Origin of the sequence: Pseudomonas sp. (assembly GCF_030690725.1) — a bacterium.
Classification (GTDB): Bacteria; Pseudomonadota; Gammaproteobacteria; order Pseudomonadales; family Pseudomonadaceae; genus Aquipseudomonas.
Genome location: NZ_JAUYGD010000014.1, coordinates 15,975 through 35,298, shown reverse-complemented (window position 1 = coordinate 35,298; position 19,324 = coordinate 15,975). Strand labels below are relative to the sequence as shown.

The window sequence follows — 19,324 nt, the reverse complement described above, 5'->3', positions numbered from 1 at the left end:
CCGTGTTTGCAGTAAACTGGCCGCCGTAGTCATCGCCGGAGGTCCCTATGGCCAGCGAACGTCACTTTTCCCCCGTTGATCGCCTGTTACTGCAAGCCGATGCCGCGCTGCGCACTCTGCTGCCCTTTAGCGGCCAGCCAAGCCGGCCATCACCGGCCATCGTGCAACCAGAAGCCGAGCTGGATGAACAGCAGGCACAGCATGTCGCCGGCTTGATGCGCATCAACCACACAGGCGAGGTCTGCGCCCAGGCGCTGTACCAGGGCCAGGCCCTGACTGCCAAACTGCCGCAAGTGCGCAAAGCCATGGAACATGCGGCCGATGAGGAAATCGACCATCTGGCCTGGTGTGAGCAGCGTATCCGCCAGCTGGGCAGCCAACCGAGCATCCTCAACCCGCTGTTCTACGGTTTGTCCTTTGGTGTCGGCGCGGCCGCCGGGTTGATCAGCGACAAGATCAGTCTGGGCTTTGTTGCCGCCACCGAAGACCAGGTGGTCAAACACCTCGATGAACACCTGCAGCAGATTCCGCTGGAAGACCAGAAATCCCGCGCGATTCTCGAACAGATGCGCATCGATGAAGAACAGCATGCCTGCAACGCCCTGGATGCCGGCGGCCTGCGCTTCCCGGCACCGGTAAAGTTCGGCATGAGCTTGCTGGCCAAGGTGATGACCAGCACTACCTACCGGGTCTAGGGCTAATTCACAGGCACAGAAAAGGGCACCGCGGTGCCCTTTTTCATATCGTGGGATATCTGCTGCGGTTTACGCGCCCAGCTCGATAATCTCGTAGTCATGGGTGATCTCGACGCCACCACGACCCAGCATGATTGAGGCCGAGCAGTATTTCTCGGCCGACAGTTCAACCGCACGCTTGACCTGAGCCTCCTTCAAACCACGGCCCTTGACCACGAAGTGCAGGTGAATCTTGGTGAATACCTTGGGCTCTTCGGTGGCGCGTTCAGCTTCCAGAAAGGCTTCACAGCTCTCTACCGCCTGGCGGGATTTTTTCAGGATGCTGACCACATCGAAATTGCTGCAACCGCCCAAACCGATCAACACCATCTCCATCGGGCGCACACCCAGGTTGCGTCCACCGCTCTCTGGCGGGCCGTCCATTACCACCGCATGGCCGCTGCCCGACTCACCGATAAACAGGGCTTCGCCAGCCCACTGAATACGCGCTTTCATTACTCGGGCTCCGCTGTTAAAAAGGAAAGCAGCTTAGCACAGCACCGTTACAAGCTCTTTGGGTGCCAAGAGAGCCAAAAGCTCGCCGCTGAGTGTTAGCCAAGTCGCAAAACAACACCTAGTCTTGGACTGGTGGTTAAGCTGATAGCTAATTACTGGCACACTTGTACAGATAACTATTATTAGAACTTCAGCCGCACAACGGCTTACCTTTATAAATTCGGGATTCAGGCATGGTAGCTATTACCCTCACACCTAAAATAAAAAATCTCGACAAGCTTCTCGCGCATTGCCACCGCCGTCGCTACACCGCCAAGAGCACCATCATCTATGCGGGCGATCGCTGCGAAACGCTGTTCTTCATCGTCAAAGGGTCGGTCACTATCCTGATCGAAGACGATGATGGTCGTGAAATGATCATCGCTTACCTCAACTCCGGCGATTTCTTCGGGGAAATGGGTCTGTTCGAAAAGGACGGTACCGAGAAAGAACGCAGCGCCTGGGTGCGCGCCAAGACCGAGTGCGAAGTGGCGGAGCTGAGCTACGCCAAATTCCGCGAGCTGACCCAACAGGACCCGGACATCCTCTACGCCCTGGGCAGCCAGATGGCCGAGCGTCTGCGCAACACCACGCGCAAAGTCGGCGACCTGGCCTTCCTCGATGTCACTGGCCGTGTTGCCCGCACTCTCCTCGATCTGTGCAAGCAACCCGACGCCATGACCCATCCTGATGGCATGCAAATCAAGATCACCCGCCAGGAAATCGGCCGCATCGTTGGCTGTTCCCGCGAGATGGTTGGCCGCGTACTCAAGGCCCTGGAAGAACAGGGCCTGGTCAACGTCAAAGGCAAAACCATGGTGGTGTTCGGCACGCGCTAAACCGCATGCTGTAAACGTAAAAAAGCCGACGCATGCGTCGGCTTTTTTATGGCTTGGTGGTATCAGTCCACATCAGGCGCAGCAATCACCCGCTTGCGCTCGGGGAAGAACAAACGCTCCAGCTCAGCCCCCGGATTATCGGCGCGCATAAACGCCTCGCCGACCAGAAAGGCATACACCTCGCTGATTTCCATCAACTCGACATCGGCACGGTTGAGGATGCCGCTCTCGGTCACCACCAGACGATCGCGGGGAATGCGCGGCAACAGGTCGAGGGTGGTTTCCAGGCTGAGTTCGAAGGTGTGCAAGTTGCGGTTGTTGATGCCCACCAGCGGCGTATCCAGGGTTTTCAGTGCGCGCTCCAGCTCATCGCCGTCGTGCACCTCCACCAGCACATCGAGATCGAATGCCTTGGCAGTCGCCGCCAACTCGACCATTTGCGCGTCTTCCAGGGCCGAGACGATCAGTAGCACGCAGTCGGCACCCAGGGCACGGGCTTCAACGATCTGATAGGGATCGATCATAAAGTCCTTGCGAATCACCGGTAGCGAGCAGGCCGCACGGGCTTCCTGCAGGTAGCGATCCGCGCCCTGAAAGAAGTCGACATCGGTCAGCACTGACAGACAGGTAGCGCCGCCGGCCTGATAACTCTGGGCAATCTCGGCCGCGACGAAGTTTTCGCGCAGCACGCCCTTGCTCGGCGAGGCCTTCTTGATCTCGGCGATCACCGCCGGCTGTTTGCGCTTGGCCTGGCTGATCAGCGCTTCGGCAAAACCGCGCACCGGATCAGCACTGCGGGCGTGCTGCTCGATTTCAGCCAGGCTGACGATACTGCGGCGAGCCGCCACTTCCTCTGCCTTGCGCGCGAGAATCTTCTCCAGAACGGTTGGAATACTCACCCGGCATTCTCCTCTTTGAATACGGCGGTAAAGGACACCAACTCCTGCAATTTCTCCCAGGCCAGCCCGGTGTGCAAGGCGTCATGGGCCAGTTGCACGCCTTCTTTGAGGCTAGCAGCCAGGTCAGCCGCATACAGCGCTGCGCCGGCATTCAGCACGATCATATCGGCGGCCTTCTGCCCGGCGTCGGTCTTGCGTTTGCTCAGGGCATCGCGGATCAGCGCCAGCGAGGCCTCCGGGCTTTCCACTGCCAGACCAATCAGACTCTGGCTCTTCAGCCCGAGGTCTTCCGGCAGCACTTCGTACTCAGTGATCTGGCCATCCTTCAGTTCCGCCACATGGGTCGCGGCGGCGAGGCTGAACTCATCCAGGCCATCGCGCGAATGCACCACCAGGATATGTTGGCTGCCCAGGCGCTTGAGCACCTCGGCCAGCGGTCGGCAGAGCGCTTGGCTGAACACGCCGACCACCTGATGCTTGACCCCGGCCGGGTTGGTCAGCGGGCCGAGCATATTGAAGATGGTGCGCAGGCCCAGTTCACGGCGCGGCACCGCTGCGTACTTCATCGCCGAATGATGCACCTGGGCAAACATAAAACCGACGCCGACATTCTCGATGCAGCGCGCCACTTGCTCCGGCGTCAGGCTCAGGTAGATACCGGCAGCCTCAAGCAGATCGGCACTGCCGCTCTTGCCGGATACTGCGCGGTTACCGTGCTTGGCCACCTTGCCGCCAGCGGCGGCGACGACAAAGCTCGCAGCGGTCGACACATTGAAGATATTCGCGCCATCGCCACCGGTGCCAACCACGTCGACCACGTGGTCGAGGGTCTGCAGGTGGACATGGCTGGCCAGCTCACGCATCACCGAGACCGCACCGACGATTTCGTCGATGGTCTCGCTCTTCATGCGCATGCCCATCAGGAAGGCGCCGATCTGCGCATCCGTGCACTGGCCGGTCATGATCTCGCGCATCACGCTCTGCATTTCTTCGGTCGACAGATCGAGCTGGCTGACCACCCGGTTAAGGGCTTCCTTGATATTCATCAGCGCAGGCCTCCTTGTTGTTTGAGGAAGTTGGCAAACAGCTCATGGCCCTGTTCGGTAAGAATCGACTCAGGGTGGAACTGCACGCCCTCGATATGCAGGGTCTTGTGGCGCAGGCCCATAATTTCGTCCACCGAGCCATCCTCGTGCTGAGTCCAGGCGGTGATTTCCAGGCAGTCCGGCAGGGTTTCGCGCTTGACCACCAGGGAATGGTAGCGGGTTACGGTCAACGGGTTGTTCAGGCCGGCAAATACGCCCAGGTCCTTATGGAATACCGGACTGGTCTTGCCGTGCATCACCTGACGTGCACGCACTACATCGCCGCCGAAGGCCTGGCCGATACTCTGGTGGCCGAGGCACACACCGAGAATAGGCAGCTTGCCGGCGAAATGCAGAATGGCCTCGATAGACACCCCGGCTTCGGTCGGCGTGCAAGGGCCGGGCGAGACCACGATGCGCTCGGGCTTGAGCGCTTCGATCTCGGCAATCGACAGTTCATCATTGCGGATCACGTGCACATCGGCGCCCAGCTCACCCAGGTACTGCACCACGTTGTAGGTGAAGGAGTCGTAGTTATCGATCATCAAAAGCATGGCGCAACCCCTTATTCGGCAGTCTGTTCGGCGAGGGCGACGGCGCGGAACATGGCGCGACGCTTGTTCAGGGTTTCTTCCCATTCCAGGGCCGGCACCGAGTCGGCAACAATGCCGGCACCGGCCTGCACGTGCAGCTCGCCGTCCTTGATTACCGCAGTGCGGATGGCGATGGCGGTGTCCATATTGCCGTTCCAGGCCAGGTAGCCCACCGCGCCGCCGTAGACGCCGCGCTTGACCGGTTCCAGCTCATCGATAATTTCCATCGCGCGAATCTTCGGCGCACCGGACAGAGTGCCTGCCGGCAGAATGGCGCGTAGCGCGTCCATCGCGGTCAGACCCTGCTTGAGCTGGCCGGTGACGTTGGAGACGATATGCATGACGTTGGAGTAGCGCTCGATCACCATCTTCTCGGTGAGCTTGACGCTGCCGGTGCTGGCAACCCGACCGACATCGTTGCGGCCCAGGTCGATCAGCATCAGATGCTCGGCGACTTCCTTGGCATCGGACAGCAGATCCTCTTCCAGGGCCAGGTCAGCTTCTTCGCTGGCACCACGCGGGCGGGTGCCGGCAATCGGCCGCACCGTGACCAGGCCGTCCTCCAGACGCACCAGCACTTCTGGCGAACTGCCGACCACATGGAAGTCGCCGAAGTTGAAGAAGTACATATAGGGCGTTGGGTTGATGCAGCGCAGCGCGCGGTACAGATCAATCGGCGCGGCCTTGAACGGGATCGACATGCGCTGGGAGATCACCACCTGCATACAGTCGCCGGCGAGGATGTACTCCTTGATCGCCTTGACCGCATTTTCATAGTCATCGCGTTTAAAGCTGGAAATGAAATCCGGCTCGGCACCCGCCGGAGCGGCCAGGTCCACGCCCAGACGCGGGGTGATGGGCTGACGCAGCTTGTGCAGGATCTCCTGCAGGCGCGCCTGGCCCTGTTCCAGCGCATCGGCCTGGGCCGGATCGGCAAGGACGATGGCGTGCATCTTACCGGCCAGGTTGTCGAACACCACCACCGCATCGGAGACCATCAATAGGATGTCGGGCGTGCCCAATGCATCGGGATTTACGCCTTTGGCCAGCTTGGGCTCGACATAACGCACGCTGTCATAACCGAAGTAGCCCACCAGGCCGCCGTTAAAACGCGGCAGACCCGGCAGGGTTGGCACCTTGTAGCGCGCCTGGAACTGTTCGACAAAGGCCAGAGGGTCTTCGCACTGGTGGCGCTCGACCTCGACGCCGTCGACACTGATCAGTACTTCATGGCCATAAGCCCGCAGCACAGTGCGGGCCGGCAGGCCGATGATGGAGTAACGCCCCCACTTCTCGCCGCCTTGGACGGATTCGAGCAGGTAGGTATTGGCCTCATCGGCCAACTTCAGGTAGATCGACAGCGGGGTGTCGAAATCCACCAGGGTTTCGCAGGCAACAGGAATGCGGTTATAGCCGGCAGCGGCTAAACGCAGAAATTCTTCGCGGGTCATGAGCAGCCTCGTGGCTTGAGGTAATACGGTCGTGTGCAAACGCGCCGCCTAGGCGGCCAAGATCAGGTCAGGGGCGCCAGCGCCAACGGGCCAGGGCCTTGATGATTTTCATGTCGGTGCTTGCCGACCAGCGCGTGCAGGTAACCACCACGAAGCTCTCTTAATTCAGGCGGGATTGAAGTTCGGCCACACTAGCGCAGGGCCGAAGGCGAATCAACCCGCAAGCCCCGGCTACGCGGTAACCGGCAATAGCTCACACAGATTATCCAGCACTCGCGCCGGATTCTCCTCGGCAATCGGCCGACCATGGTTATAGCCGTAGTTCAGGGCCGCGCAGATGATGCCAGCTGCCTTGGCCGCCAGCACGTCATTGCGCGAGTCACCGACAAACAGTGCCTGCGCCGCCTCCACCCGCGCCAGCTGCAGCACATGCAGCAAGGCCGCCGGGTCGGGTTTCTGCTGCGGCAGGGTGTCGCCGCCGATAATCCAGCGGAAATAGCCACCCAGACCCTTTTCATCCAGCAGTGGCGCGACGAAACGCTCGGGCTTGTTGGTGACAATCGCCAGCTCGACCCGTTGCTCGCGCAGCCAATCCAGGGTGGGCCGCACGCCAGGATAGACCTGGGTCAGGGCGTGGCTTTCGGCGTAGTGCTGCATAAACAGCTCCAGCGCCTGCTCGGTGCGGGCCTCATCTATATGCTCATGCTGCAGGCCGCCGGCCAGGGCGCGGCGCACCAGCACCCGCGCGCCATTGCCGACCCAATCGCGCACCTGTTCGATGCCCGCTACCGGCAGACCGAGCAACAGCAAGGTCTTGTCGATGGCAGCGGCCAGATCCGGCACCGAATCCACCAGGGTGCCGTCCAGATCAAACATCACCAGGCGCGGCAACTCGCCCTGGAACAGCTCGCGCAGCATGCTCACCCGCGCGCCTGGGCAAGTTCGGCGCGCATGGCATCAATCACGGCTTTGTAGTCCGGCTGATTGAAGATCGCCGAGCCGGCGACAAAGGTATCGGCGCCTGCCGCAGCGATTTCGCGAATGTTCTGCACATTGACCCCACCGTCGATTTCCAGGCGGATTTCACGCCCGGATGCGTCGATCAGTGCGCGCGCCTCTTTAAGCTTCTCCAGGGTATGGGGGATAAACTTCTGCCCGCCAAAGCCCGGGTTGACGCTCATCAGCAGGATCATGTCGACCTTGTCCATCACGTGCTTAAGCACGTCCAGCGGGGTGGCTGGATTGAACACCAGGCCGGCCTTGCAGCCGCCATCGCGGATCAGTTGCAGCGAGCGGTCGATATGCTCGCTGGCCTCGGGATGGAAGGTGATATAGCTGGCGCCCGCCTCGACAAAGTCGCCGATGATGCGGTCCACCGGCTTGACCATCAGGTGCGCGTCGATGGGCGCGGTGATGCCGTACTTGCGCAGCGCCGCGCAAACCATCGGGCCGATGGTCAGGTTGGGCACGTAGTGATTGTCCATCACATCGAAGTGCACGATGTCAGCGCCGGCGGCGAGCACCTTATCCACTTCCTCACCCAGGCGAGCGAAGTCAGCGGAAAGAATCGACGGAGCAATGGCGAAGGGTTGCATAGCGCACCTCGGTGGCATTCACGGAAGGCGCGCATTGTACCAGCCCGATCCAAGGCCTGGCGCGCGTGAGCGACACCTGACAAAGCCGAGCGGAAAAGGCTAGGCTGCTGAGACACGATGTTCGCTGGAGAACCCCATGTTTTCGCGCCCCGCCGCCCTTGCCCTGAGCCTGTTGCTAGCAATCAGCCCACTACAGGCGGAAGAAGAAACACCCGCAGAAGAAGCGCCCGCCGCTACGGACGCCTCAACCGAGCCAGCGGAAAAAGTACGCGCGCCCTTAGCCGAGCGCAGCGAGGTGGAAGCCACGGCGCTGGAACAGCGGCTGGAGCAAAAGGAACAGCAGCAACTGCAGGCGGGCGATGAAAGCTTTCTGGCGCTCTGGCTGCCGGCCAATGTCGCCGAGCCCAGCGGCGCGGTGATCATTCTGCCGGGCGACGATGAAACTGCCGATTGGCCGCAAAGCGTCGGCCCCTTGCGCAGCAAGCTGCCCAATGGCGGCTGGCACAGCCTCAGCCTGACCCTGCCAGACCCCAATAGCGATGCACCGCCACTGCGCAGCGCCGAGCCAGCGCCAGAAGACACTACGGCCAACACCACGGAGGCACCGGCAGAGGAAAGCGCCGAGGACAGCCCTGCCACCGATGAAGCCAGCGCGCAAACCAGCAGTAGCCAACTCGACAGCGCCGAAACTGCGGCAAGCAAAGTGAAAAACATCGAAGCGCAACAGAAAGCCCATGCCCAACGCGTATTGGCACGCATCGAATCGGCCATTGGCTTTGCCGAGCAACAGCAAGCCAAGACCATCGTGCTACTCGGCCACGGCAGTGGCGCCTACTGGGCCGCGCGCTACCTGGCCGAGCGCAAGCCAGCCAATATTCAGAATCTGCTACTGGTCGCCGCGCAATTGCCCGCCGGCTATACCCCGCCACTGGATGAACTGATTCCGCAACTGCAGCTGGCCACCGGTGACTTCTACTACAAGGACCTGCCCGCCGACCGCCAGGCCGCACTGAAACGCTCGCAGGCCAGCAAACGGCAGAAGCATCCCGCGTATATACAGATCGCCATGAAGGCCCTGCCGGGCAACCGCGAAGCAGAGCAGGAACAGCTCTACCGCCGTATTCGTGGCTGGCTAACGCTGAAGTTGCAGGCGAAATAGCCCTAGCAGTCCGTTGAAAACGTTAGCGAGACAGTCAGCGCAAGGCAAAGACAAGCGAGGAAGCGGACTGGGCTCGCAAGCGAGTGTACGAGTTGTAGATGAGCATTCCGAGCTTGTTTTTAACACCGCGATGGCAACGCAGGTAGTTTTTCAACAGCCGGCTAACGAAAGCCGTGACGCTGGCGAATCAGATCATAGGCCTGGTGCAGTTCACGGGTGCGTTCAGTCGCCTCGCGCACCCTCTCTGGCGTGGCGCCGCTACCCGCCAGCTTGTCCGGATGATGGCGACTCAATAAGCGCCGATATGCCTGTTTGATCTGCGCGGGCTCGGCATCGGCGTTTACATTCAATAGGCTCAGGGCGCGTTGATAGGCGTTGCTGGCCGTCGAGACCAGCGGCCCCTGCTGCGGCGCGTAGGCGTCACTCAACTGCGCCTGAGTAGCCGATGAAACCTGCAGCCACTTACCCCAGAGCATGATCAGTTCGCGCTCGGCCTGACCGACCTGACCATCCACCCAGGCCATCCGCCAACAGGCGCGCAGCAGTATTTCGCTGCGCTGACGCTGTCGGTGCAACGGCGCACGCAAACTGTCGCGCCCGGTCTTACCCCGAGCAAAAGCCGCTATCGCCTGACGCTGCCCCTCAACATCCAGCCCCTGGCGCTGCATTTCCGCCTTCGCCTGCTGGATATGCGCCGGCAGCACACGACCACCGCTCTTGGCCAAACGCCCCAGAAGCACGAACAGCAGCCACTCATCACGCACCTCGGCGCGACCACCCAGGCGCTCACGCAAGGCCGCCCAGGACTGCAGGCGCAAGCGCCGATCGAGCACTTGACCCAGCAGCCCGCCAAGCATGGCCCCCGGAATACTCGCTACCGCCAGCCCGGTAACAGCACCCAGCAGGGTCGCCGGCCAGAGCATATTAGCCGCGCGCCTCAAGTAGCCGTTCGACCTGAGCCAGGCGCTCGTGAGTACCTACATCCACCCAGCAACCGTCAAACCGCTCACCACTCACCTGCCCAGTCGCCATCGCCGCGCGCAACAAGGGTGCAAGCGAGAACACGCCTGGCTGACAACCGGCGAACAGCGCAGGCGATAACAGCGCCATGCCGCTGTAGGTCAGGCTGTCCTGCCCCTCTTGCGCATCCGTGACCTGTCCTTTCTGCAAACAGAAGTCGCCCTTGACGTGATGGCCAGGGTTCTCGATCAGCACCAGATGGGCTAGGCCGCTTAACGGCCGGCGCAGCTCGGCAAAGGGGTAGTCGGTAAAGATATCGCCATTGATCAGCACAAAGGGCTGGTCGCCTAGCAAAGGCAGCGCCTGAAAGATTCCGCCACCGGTTTCCAATGGCTCGCCTTCAGCGGAATAGGCAATGCTGACGCCGAAGCGCGATCCATCACCCAGGTAATCCTCGATCTGCTGCCCCAACCAGGCATGATTGATCACCAGCTCGGTAAACCCGGCCGCCGCCAGAGCACGCACGTGGTACTCGATCAAGGGCACGCCGGCCGCACGCACCAATGGTTTGGGGGTATGCAGGGTCAGCGGGCGCAGCCGCTCACCTTTGCCGGCGGCCAGGATCATCGCCTTCATACAGACTCCCGCGGCAGACTGCCGAGCAATTCAGCCAACTCGGCAAGCTCCGGCCGCCGCGCCAGTACTGCCTCTATATAGGAGAAGAACCGCGGCACATCCCCCAAGTACTTGGGCTTGCCATCACGATGACAAATGCGCGCGAAGATACCGATTACCTTGAGATGGCGTTGCACGCCCATCAGATCGCTGGCACGCAAGAAGTCATCCAATATCGGTTGAACCGGCACACCCACCTCACGCGCCTGCTGCCAGTACTGTTCCAGCCAGCCGCGCACGCGCGCCTCGGGCCAGCTGAGGAAGGCATCCTTGAACAGGCAGGTGACGTCATAAGTCACCGGGCCGTAGACCGCATCCTGAAAATCCAGCACACCCGGATTCGGCTCGCTGAGCATCAGGTTGCGCGGCATATAGTCGCGATGCACCAGCACCTTGGGCTGGGCCAGGGCGCTGTCGATCAACAGCTGACTCGCGCGCCGCCACATGGCCTGCTGCTGCTCGCTGAACTCGACGCCCAGATGACGCTGCACATACCACTCGGGGAATAACTGCAGCTCACGGCGCAGCAGTGCATCGTCATAACTGGGCAATGGCGCGGTCATCGGCAGTTGCTGAAATGCCAGCAGGGCCTGCAAAGCATCTGCAAAAAGCTGATCGGCATTGCTTTCGTTAATCACGTCCAGATAGGTCTGCCGGCCCAAATCGTTGAGCAATAGAAAGCCTCGCTCAAGGTCAGCGGCAAGAATTTGCGGCACGTTGAGCCGCGCCTCAGCCAGCAAATGCGCCACTTTGACGAAGGGCGCGCAGTCTTCCTGCGGCGGTGGCGCATCCATCACGATCAGGCTGCGCCCGGCCCCCTGCCAGCGAAAATAACGACGAAAACTGGCGTCACTGCTCGCAGAAGTAAGCGTGGCGGCAGGTACAGCGCCCCAACCCTGCTTGGCGAACAGCCCAGGCAGCTGCTGATCCAGCCAGTTTTCGAGGAGTTTTAAGCGTACATCTTCATCAGGCATTACAAGGTCTCCGACGGCGCTAGCCGTTGCGCGGGTCATGCTTTATTATCCAGCATCTTTTCAAGCCCATCGAGAGGCGTGCGGCCTCAGGGCCAATGGCGCGCAGGAAGCCCGGAAAAAATAAGATGGCAGTAAAATACCCCGCGTTTCGTAAAAAATTCCCTCTACTGGTCACTGGCAGCCTTCTGGCGCTACAACCTTTAGCCGTTCCTTTTGCTATCGCTGCCGAGCAGTACGATTGCCAGGTTTCCGCCACCGGCGGCTGGGCATGCGCCCCGAAGACCAGCAATGCTGCACTGCCAGCACGGCCAGTACAACGTGATTCGGTCGCCAGTAACAAAGCTGGCGAAAGTGGCACCGAAGCACCTCAGGGGAAAGCCGCGCAAGCGACCCTGGTGACTGAAAGCCGTGGCAAAGGCCTCGCCTCGCGCAGCGCCGATTTCAGCCACCTGGACTGGGTGCCGCGAGAAAATCTCAGCGCCGCTCAGCTGGCAGAAGCCGGCCCCTACTGCGCAGGCGCTTATATAGAGCCAATGCGCCCGGGCATGGACGACAAGACGCCGATGGATGAAGCGCCGATGTTCGTATCGGCCAAAGCCTCGCGCTATGAGCAGGAAGAGCAAGTAGCCACCCTCGCCGGTGATGTCGTCCTGCGCCAGGCTGGCATGCAGGTCGAGGCGGATGAAGCCAACCTGCGTCAGGCGGAAAACCGCGGTGAGTTGATCGGTAATGTGCGCCTGCGTGACCAGGGCATGCTGGTCGTGGGTGACCGCGCCGAGCTGCAGCTGGACAACGGTGAAGCCAAAGTCGACAACGCCGAATACGTGCTGCACAAGAGCCATATTCGCGGCAACGCGCTGTACGCCAAGCGTGAAGAAAGCGCGATTATCCGCCTGAAAGACGGCACCTATACCAGCTGCGAACCAGGCAGCAACGCCTGGCACCTGAAGGGCAACAACATCACCCTGAACCCGGCCACCGGTTTCGGCACCGCGACCAACGTCACCTTGCGGGTGAAGAATATTCCGGTGTTCTACACACCTTATATCTACTTCCCGATTGATGACCGTCGCCAGTCCGGCTTTCTGCCGCCGAGCATTGGCAGCTCAAGTGATAACGGCCTGACCCTGCAAACGCCGTACTACTTCAACTTGGCGCCGAACTACGACGCCACGCTGTACCCGACCTATATGAGCGATCGCGGCTTGATGATGGAAGGCGAATTCCGCTACCTCACCAAGAACAGCGAAGGCCAGGTTGGCGGCGCGTATCTCGACGACAGCAACGATGACCGCAAACTGCAGTCGGACTATGAAGATCAGCGCTGGATGTACAGCTGGCAGCACAAGACAGGCCTGACCTCGCGCCTGCTAGCGGAAGTTGACTACACCGACATCAGCGACCCGTACTACTTCCAGGATCTAAACACAGACCTGGGCGTAGGCTCCACCAGCTACGTCAATCAGCGCGGCACCTTGACCTATCGTGGTGACGGCTATACCGCGCGCTTGAATGCGCATGCTTATGAGCTGGCCAACATTACTGACGTCACCCCGTACAACCGCTTACCACAGCTGACTCTGGATGGCGTACTGCCATTTAAGCCAGCTGGGGTGAACTTCAGTTACGGCACAGAATATGTACGTTTTGACCGCAGTCTGCGCAAAGGCAACTTTATTGATGAAGACGGCGGCCCGCTCAACGCCGATGGAAGCATCGGCACCCCATGGTATGACACAGTCGTCCAAGGCTTGGCTCGCGCCAACGGCGAGCGTCTGCACGTCGAGCCGGCGGTTAGCCTGCCACTAAATTGGAGCTGGGGCTATATCAAACCGCAGGTCAAGTACCTGCAGACCAATTACGACCTGACTCTGGATCAGCAAGGCAAAAATACACTGCTAGCCGAACAGGAATACAAGAGCAGCCAAAGCCGTGGCGTAGGCATGTTTAGCCTGGACAGCGGCCTGTACTTTGATCGTAATACCCAATGGTTCGGCAAGCCCTATCGACAAACTCTTGAGCCTCGCCTGTTCTACCTCTATGTACCTGAGGAAGACCAGACTGATATCCCGGTCTTCGACACTGGCGAGAGCACATTCAGCTACTCCTCGCTGTGGCGTGAAAACCGCTTCTCTGGCAAGGATCGTATTGGTGACGAGAACAAGCTCTCGCTGGGGGTGACCAATCGCTGGATTGAGCCTAATGGCTTTGAGCGTCAGCGCTTTAGCATTGGCCAAGCGTTCTACTTCGAAGATCGCCAAGTACAGCTACCAGGCATTGATTACCGCACCCGCGGCGACGCAACGGCATCGGTATCACCGTATGCGCTTGAGTACCTGTATCGCTTTAACCGCGACTGGCGCTTCTCCTCGGACTTCAACTGGGACCCAGACAGTGGCAGCACCCGCTCGGGCAGCGCGATGTTCCATTACCAGCCAGAAGACAACCCAAACAAGGTGGTCAACGCCGGGTACCGCTACCGTAATGACACTGTCCGCTACGACCAAGACAGTGGTAACTGGGTAGTGGGTGGCGGTGACTACGGCACACCTGGCAGCGCGAACTACATCAAGGACTACTACAAAATCAGCCAGCACGATTTCTCGGTTATCTGGCCGATCGTGCCGCAGTGGAGCGTGATTTCCCGCTGGCAGTATGACTATGGTCGCGACCGTACGTTGGAAGCCTTCGCCGGCTTCGAGTACGACAGCTGCTGCTGGAAACTGCGCCTGATCAACCGTTACTGGATCGACTACGACGAAGTCAGCCTGAACCCGTCACTGAACGACCAGGCTGATCGCGGTATCTTCTTGCAGATCGTACTCAAAGGTCTGGGCGGTGTAGTCGGCAATAAAGTTGAGACTTTCCTCGACCAAGGCATTCAAGGTTATCGTGAACGTGAAGATAAAGCTTTCTGATTGCGTGCGCCCGCTGCTGCTGGGCGCGCTGTTCCTGGGCACTGCGGCACAGGCTGAGGTCCGACCACTCAACCGCGTTGTAGCAATTGTCGACAATGACGTGGTGATGCAAAGCCAGCTCGATTCACGCCTGCGTGAAGTGCAGCAGACCATCACCCAGCGCGGCGCGGCCTTGCCGCCTGAGCACGTGCTCAGCCAGCAGGTGCTTGAGCGCCTGATTATCGAGAACATCCAGCTGCAGATCGGCGAACGCTCAGGTATTCGGATTACCGACGAAGAACTGAATCAGGCCATCGGCACCATTGCCCAGCGCAATGGCATGAGCATCGAGCAGTTCCGCGCCGCCCTGGCGGCGGACGGCCTGTCGTACACCGATGCGCGTGACCAGGTACGCCGCGAGATGATCATCAGCCGTGTGCGCCAACGCCGCGTAGCAGAACGCATTCAGGTAACCGACCAGGAAGTGCAAAACTTCCTCGCCTCGGACATGGGCAAGATGCAGCTTTCGGAAGAGTTCCGCCTAGCCAACATACTGATCCCAGTACCCGAAGGTGCCTCCCCTCAAGACATTCAGGCTGCTGACCGTCAGGCCCGCGATCTGTACCAGCAGCTGCAGCAGGGCGCAGATTTTGCCCAGCTGGCGATTGCCCGCTCGGCCAGTGAAACCGCGCTGGAAGGCGGCGAAATGGGCTGGCGTAAAGCTGGGCAACTACCACCGCCTTTCGACAGCATGCTTAGCGCTCTGCCGGTTGGCCAGGTGACTGAACCGATGCGTACGCCCGGCGGCTTTATCATGCTCAAGCTGCTGGAAAAACGCGGCGGCGACAGCCAGGTACGTGACGAAGTAAACGTTCGCCACATCCTGATCAAGCCCAGCGAAATCCGCAGCGAAGCCGAAACCAAGCGCCTGGTTGAACGCCTGTACCAGCGCATCCTGGCCGGGGAAGACTTCGCCGAATTGGCGAAGAACTTCTCTGAAGACCCAGGCTCGGCGTTGAACGGTGGCACCCTGAGCTGGATCGACCCGAACGTATTGGTGCCCGAGTTCCGCGAGGTGATGAACAACACGCCGGCAGGCGAGCTGTCCAAGCCTTTCAAAAGCCCTTACGGCTGGCACGTACTGGAAGTCATGGGCCGCCGCGCCACCGACAGCAGCGCGCAGTACCGCGAGCAGCAGGCGATGACTGTACTGCGTAACCGCAAGTACGATGAGGAACTGCAAGCTTGGCTACGGCAGATCCGCGACGAAGCCTACGTCGAGAGCAAACTCTGATCGGCCTAGCAGGCGAACGCAGCTAGCGTACGCAACAGATCAAGCCCGGCTTTATGCACACGCAGAGCCGGGCTTTTTTTCGCCCGCGAACAACGCGCCTCTTTACTATCCGCCGCCGCACTAACAGAGTTGGCGCAAAGCCACGGAGAGCCCATCAATGACCACGCCACGCCTTTTCGCACTGACTCCCGGCGAGCCTGCAGGCATAGGCCCTGACCTGTGCCTGCTGCTGGCGCGCGAAGTACAGCCACACCCGATCATCGCGATAGCCAGTCAGCAGCTGCTGGCCGACCGCGCGAAACTGCTAGGCCTGAACATCCAGCTGATCAGCGTCAGCCCCGCAGCCTGGCCACAGCAGGCCGCACCGGCCGGCAGCCTGTATGTCTGGGATACCCCACTGCCCGCCCCCGTAACACCCGGTCAGCTGAACCCAAGCAACGCACCCTATGTGCTAGAAACCCTGACCCGCGCCGGCCAGGGCTGCCTCGACGGCCACTTCGCGGGGATGATTACCGCCCCCGTGCACAAGGGCGTGATCAACGAAAGCGGGATTGCCTTCTCCGGGCATACGGAGTTTCTCGCCGAGCTGACGCATACCGCGCAGGTGGTGATGATGCTCGCCACCCACGGCCTACGCGTGGCGCTGGTGACCACCCACCTGCCACTCAAGGATGTAGCCGAAGCCATCACCACTGAGCGACTCAGCCGTGTCACGCGTATTCTCGACCATGACCTGCGCACGAAATTCGGCATCGCCCGGCCGCGCATTCTGGTCTGCGGCCTCAACCCGCATGCCGGCGAAGGCGGCCACCTGGGCCGGGAAGAAATCGAAGTAATCGAGCCCACCCTGCAGCAGCTGCGCAGCGAAGGTATCGAGCTGATCGGCCCGCTACCAGCCGACACCCTGTTCACCCCCAAGCACCTTGAGCATTGCGATGCGGTGCTGGCCATGTACCACGACCAGGGCTTGCCGGTACTCAAATACAAAGGCTTTGGCGCAGCGGTGAACATCACCCTGGGCCTGCCCATCATCCGCACCTCGGTCGACCACGGCACCGCACTGGACCTGGCCGGTAGCGGCAAGATCGACAGCGGCAGCCTGCAGGTGGCTTTGCAAACGGCGTATGAAATGGCTGCCAGCCAGGTGAAAAGCGCCTGACTGCCACGCCCGGCACGGGGCGTACGTCGTCAATGCTGTTAAACTGCCGGGCTTTCTACTCGCGTTACATTCGCTTCAAGCCGATGCCTTGAAGCCTGGAGCTGCTGCATGTCCGACTACCAACACCGCGCGCGCAAGCGTTTCGGCCAGAACTTCCTGCATGACGCTGGGGTGATCCATCGTATCCTGCGCGCCATCCACGCCCGCGAAGGCGAGCACATGCTGGAAATCGGCCCAGGCCAGGGAGCGCTGACCGAAGGCCTGCTGAACAGCGGCGCACAGCTCGATGTGATTGAACTCGACCGCGATCTGGTGCCGATCCTGCAACACCAGTTCGGCAACAACCCGCGCTTTCGCCTGAACCAGGGCGATGCCCTCAAGTTCGATTTCAACCAACTGCAGGCCGCGCCGCACAGCCTGCGTGTGGTCGGCAACCTGCCGTACAACATCTCAACCCCGTTGATCTTCCACCTGCTGAGCAATGCCGCGTTGATTCGCGACATGCACTTTATGCTGCAGAAAGAAGTGGTCGAGCGGCTGGCAGCCGAGCCTGGCGGTGGCGACTGGGGCCGCCTGTCGATCATGGTGCAGTACCACTGCCGCGTGGAGCATCTATTCAACGTCGGCCCTGGCGCATTCAACCCGCCGCCGAAAGTCGACTCGGCCATCGTCCGCCTGGTGCCGCACGAGGTGCTGCCGCACCCGGCCAAGGACCACCACCTGCTCGAACGCGTGGTGCGCGAAGCCTTCAACCAACGGCGCAAGACCTTGCGCAATACCTTGAAGAACTTACTGCCCGCAGCGGCAATTGAAGCCGCCGGCGTCGACGGCAGCCTGCGCCCTGAACAACTGGACCTGGCTGCGTTTGTACGCCTGGCGGACAAACTGGCCGAGCAACCCAACGCCGACTGACAGCGGCTAGACTGGGTATCTGCCCACTGAGTTAATTACGCATGAGCGATTCGCGCTACAACATCGACGTCAGCGTCGTCACCCGCTACCTGCCGGAGCAATCGCAGCCGGAGCAGAACCGCTTTGCCTTCGCCTATACCGTCACGGTGAGCAACAACGGCGAGTTGCCGGCCAAACTGCTCTCGCGGCATTGGGTGATTACCGATGGCGATGGTCGCGTGCAGGAAGTGCGCGGTGCCGGTGTGATCGGCCAGCAGCCGCTGATCGAGGCCGGCGCCAGCCACACCTACAGCAGCGGCACGGTGATGACCACCCGCGTCGGCATCATGCAAGGCAGCTATCAGATGCTCGCCGACGACGGTAAACGCTTTGACGCGGTGATCGCACCCTTCCGTCTCGCGGTGCCGGGCTCGTTACACTAATGGCCACCTACGCAGTCGGCGACCTGCAAGGTTGCCTGAAACCCCTGCAATGCCTGCTTGAGCGCGTGGCCTTTGATCCGGCGCAGGACAAACTGTGGCTGGTGGGTGACCTGGTCAACCGCGGCCCCGAATCCCTGGCGACGCTGCGCTTTCTCTACAACATCCGTGATGCACTGACCTGCGTGCTGGGCAATCACGACCTTCACCTGCTGGCCGTGGCGCACAATATCGAGCGACTGAAAAAAGGCGACACCCTGCGCGAGATTATCGACGCACCGGATGCTGCGGACCTGCTCGACTGGCTGCGCCGGCAAAAGCTCCTGCATTACGACGAAGCCCGCGATACCGCCCTGGTGCACGCCGGCATCCCGCCGCAGTGGAACATGGACAAAGCGCTCAGACGCGCCGCCGAAGTGGAAGCAGCCCTGCGTGACGACGCACTCATGCCACTGTTTCTCGACGGCATGTATGGCAACGAGCCGGCCAAGTGGCACGGCGACCTGCACGGCGTCACCCGCTTGCGGGTGATCACCAACTACTTCACCCGCATGCGCTTCTGCAAAGCCGATGGCACCCTCGACCTGAAAAGCAAGGAAGGCGTCGGCAGTGCACCACCGGGCTACGCCCCCTGGTTCAGTTACAAACAGCGCAAGACCCGTGGCCAACGGATCATTTTCGGCCACTGGGCAGCGCTCGAAGGACAATCCCAGGAACCCGACGTGGTGGCTCTGGATACCGGCTGCGTATGGGGCGCAAGCATGACCCTGATGAATATCGATAGCGGCGAGAAATACAGCTGCGACTGTAAGGAGCAAGCATGAGCGAATTCAAACGTATCCCCCCTGAGCAGGCTCAGGCCCTACGCCAGCAAGGCGCCGTGGTGGTCGATATCCGCGACCCGCAGAGCTTCGCCGCCGGCCATATCAGCGGCTCGCAGCACCTCGACAACCACTCGCTGCACGCCTTTATCACCCAAGCCGATCTCGATGCACCGCTGATTGTCGCCTGCTATCACGGCAACTCCAGCCAGAGCGCGGCGGCTTATCTGGTCGGCCAGGGCTTCAGCGATGTCTACAGCCTCGATGGCGGTTTTGAGCTGTGGCGTGCGACCTTCCCCGACGACACCGCACAAGCCACCGAAGAATAATTTTTTCACCGCCCAGGCCGCACCAGCAGCGGCC

General features: G+C 60.8%; 20 protein-coding genes. 10 read left to right on the top strand and 10 right to left on the bottom strand.

What is annotated here, in order from left to right; genetic code table 11:
• Positions 1 to 47 precede the first annotated feature (47 nt).
• A complete protein-coding gene (coq7, locus tag Q8O69_RS03300) occupies positions 48 to 695 on the top strand; it encodes a 2-polyprenyl-3-methyl-6-methoxy-1,4-benzoquinone monooxygenase (RefSeq protein ID WP_305589529.1) in 648 nt (215 codons plus the stop codon).
• Between the two features lie 69 nt (positions 696 to 764).
• Here the strand turns inward: coq7 and Q8O69_RS03295 are convergent, their stop codons facing one another.
• Positions 765 to 1,190, bottom strand: a complete 426-nt coding sequence (locus Q8O69_RS03295) for an OsmC family protein (RefSeq protein WP_275962410.1) — start codon at positions 1,188 to 1,190, stop codon at positions 765 to 767.
• A gap of 233 nt (positions 1,191 to 1,423) precedes the next feature.
• Here Q8O69_RS03295 and crp point away from each other — a divergent pair, with 233 nt between their 5' ends.
• Positions 1,424 to 2,068: a cAMP-activated global transcriptional regulator CRP gene (crp, locus tag Q8O69_RS03290; protein ID WP_136664372.1), complete on the top strand. Its 645-nt coding sequence runs from the start codon at positions 1,424 to 1,426 to the stop codon at positions 2,066 to 2,068.
• 62 nt (positions 2,069 to 2,130) lie between these two features.
• Here the strand turns inward: crp and trpC are convergent, their stop codons facing one another.
• From trpC to rpe, 6 genes are all read right to left on the bottom strand, one after another.
• A complete protein-coding gene (gene trpC / locus Q8O69_RS03285) occupies positions 2,131 to 2,967 on the bottom strand; it encodes an indole-3-glycerol phosphate synthase TrpC (RefSeq protein ID WP_305589526.1) in 837 nt (278 codons plus the stop codon).
• Complete coding sequence (gene trpD / locus Q8O69_RS03280) at positions 2,964 to 4,013, bottom strand: anthranilate phosphoribosyltransferase (RefSeq protein ID WP_275962408.1); 1,050 nt, start codon at positions 4,011 to 4,013, stop codon at positions 2,964 to 2,966. Before trpD ends, trpC begins: the two co-directional genes overlap by 4 nt.
• On the bottom strand, positions 4,013 to 4,606 hold the full coding sequence (locus Q8O69_RS03275; protein WP_305589524.1) for an aminodeoxychorismate/anthranilate synthase component II: 594 nt from the start codon (positions 4,604 to 4,606) through the stop codon (positions 4,013 to 4,015). The genes trpD and Q8O69_RS03275 overlap by 1 nt, the downstream gene beginning before the upstream one ends.
• 11 nt (positions 4,607 to 4,617) lie before the next feature.
• On the bottom strand, positions 4,618 to 6,096 hold the full coding sequence (gene trpE, locus Q8O69_RS03270) for an anthranilate synthase component I (RefSeq protein WP_275962406.1): 1,479 nt from the start codon (positions 6,094 to 6,096) through the stop codon (positions 4,618 to 4,620).
• A gap of 231 nt (positions 6,097 to 6,327) precedes the next feature.
• Positions 6,328 to 7,020 carry a phosphoglycolate phosphatase gene (locus Q8O69_RS03265; RefSeq protein WP_305589521.1) on the bottom strand — a complete coding sequence of 231 codons (693 nt, stop codon included), beginning with the start codon at positions 7,018 to 7,020 and terminating at the stop codon, positions 6,328 to 6,330.
• Positions 7,017 to 7,691, bottom strand: a complete 675-nt coding sequence (gene rpe / locus Q8O69_RS03260) for a ribulose-phosphate 3-epimerase (RefSeq protein WP_305589519.1) — start codon at positions 7,689 to 7,691, stop codon at positions 7,017 to 7,019. The genes Q8O69_RS03265 and rpe overlap by 4 nt, the downstream gene beginning before the upstream one ends.
• Before the next feature lie 136 nt (positions 7,692 to 7,827).
• Between rpe and Q8O69_RS03255 the strand changes: the two genes are divergently transcribed.
• Entirely contained in the window at positions 7,828 to 8,850 is a 1,023-nt protein-coding gene (locus Q8O69_RS03255) for an alpha/beta hydrolase family protein (protein ID WP_305589518.1), read from the top strand.
• 161 nt (positions 8,851 to 9,011) lie between these two features.
• Here Q8O69_RS03255 and Q8O69_RS03250 read toward each other — a convergent pair whose 3' ends face one another.
• The 3 genes from Q8O69_RS03250 to Q8O69_RS03240 are packed head-to-tail and all read right to left on the bottom strand — an operon-like array spanning position 9,012 to position 11,459.
• Positions 9,012 to 9,773, bottom strand: coding sequence for a DnaJ domain-containing protein (locus tag Q8O69_RS03250; protein ID WP_305589516.1), 762 nt, complete (start codon positions 9,771 to 9,773; stop codon positions 9,012 to 9,014).
• Position 9,774: 1 nt separating this feature from the next.
• Positions 9,775 to 10,446 (bottom strand): N-acetylmuramate alpha-1-phosphate uridylyltransferase MurU, encoded by a 672-nt coding sequence (gene murU / locus Q8O69_RS03245; protein WP_305589514.1) that lies wholly within the window; start codon positions 10,444 to 10,446, stop codon positions 9,775 to 9,777.
• A complete protein-coding gene (locus Q8O69_RS03240; protein ID WP_305589512.1) occupies positions 10,443 to 11,459 on the bottom strand; it encodes an aminoglycoside phosphotransferase family protein in 1,017 nt (338 codons plus the stop codon). Before Q8O69_RS03240 ends, murU begins: the two co-directional genes overlap by 4 nt.
• Before the next feature lie 125 nt (positions 11,460 to 11,584).
• On the opposite strand from Q8O69_RS03240, the gene Q8O69_RS03235 reads away from it, so the two are divergent.
• The 7 genes from Q8O69_RS03235 to glpE all read left to right on the top strand — a co-directional run bounded on the left by Q8O69_RS03235 (position 11,585) and on the right by glpE (position 19,290).
• A complete protein-coding gene (locus tag Q8O69_RS03235; RefSeq protein ID WP_305589510.1) occupies positions 11,585 to 14,377 on the top strand; it encodes an LPS-assembly protein LptD in 2,793 nt (930 codons plus the stop codon).
• The gene (locus tag Q8O69_RS03230) at positions 14,358 to 15,650 is read left to right on the top strand and encodes a peptidylprolyl isomerase (protein WP_305589508.1); all 1,293 of its coding nucleotides are present in this window, start codon (positions 14,358 to 14,360) and stop codon (positions 15,648 to 15,650) included. The genes Q8O69_RS03235 and Q8O69_RS03230 overlap by 20 nt, the downstream gene beginning before the upstream one ends.
• 157 nt (positions 15,651 to 15,807) lie before the next feature.
• Positions 15,808 to 16,809, top strand: coding sequence for a 4-hydroxythreonine-4-phosphate dehydrogenase PdxA (gene pdxA / locus Q8O69_RS03225; protein ID WP_305589506.1), 1,002 nt, complete (start codon positions 15,808 to 15,810; stop codon positions 16,807 to 16,809).
• Between the two features lie 108 nt (positions 16,810 to 16,917).
• On the top strand, positions 16,918 to 17,721 hold the full coding sequence (gene rsmA / locus Q8O69_RS03220) for a 16S rRNA (adenine(1518)-N(6)/adenine(1519)-N(6))-dimethyltransferase RsmA (protein WP_305589504.1): 804 nt from the start codon (positions 16,918 to 16,920) through the stop codon (positions 17,719 to 17,721).
• 41 nt (positions 17,722 to 17,762) lie between these two features.
• A complete protein-coding gene (apaG, locus tag Q8O69_RS03215; RefSeq protein WP_305589502.1) occupies positions 17,763 to 18,143 on the top strand; it encodes a Co2+/Mg2+ efflux protein ApaG in 381 nt (126 codons plus the stop codon).
• On the top strand, positions 18,143 to 18,964 hold the full coding sequence (locus Q8O69_RS03210; protein ID WP_305589500.1) for a symmetrical bis(5'-nucleosyl)-tetraphosphatase: 822 nt from the start codon (positions 18,143 to 18,145) through the stop codon (positions 18,962 to 18,964). Before apaG ends, Q8O69_RS03210 begins: the two co-directional genes overlap by 1 nt.
• Positions 18,961 to 19,290: a thiosulfate sulfurtransferase GlpE gene (gene glpE, locus Q8O69_RS03205; RefSeq protein WP_305589499.1), complete on the top strand. Its 330-nt coding sequence runs from the start codon at positions 18,961 to 18,963 to the stop codon at positions 19,288 to 19,290. The genes Q8O69_RS03210 and glpE overlap by 4 nt, the downstream gene beginning before the upstream one ends.
• The last annotated feature ends 34 nt before the right edge of the window (positions 19,291 to 19,324 follow it).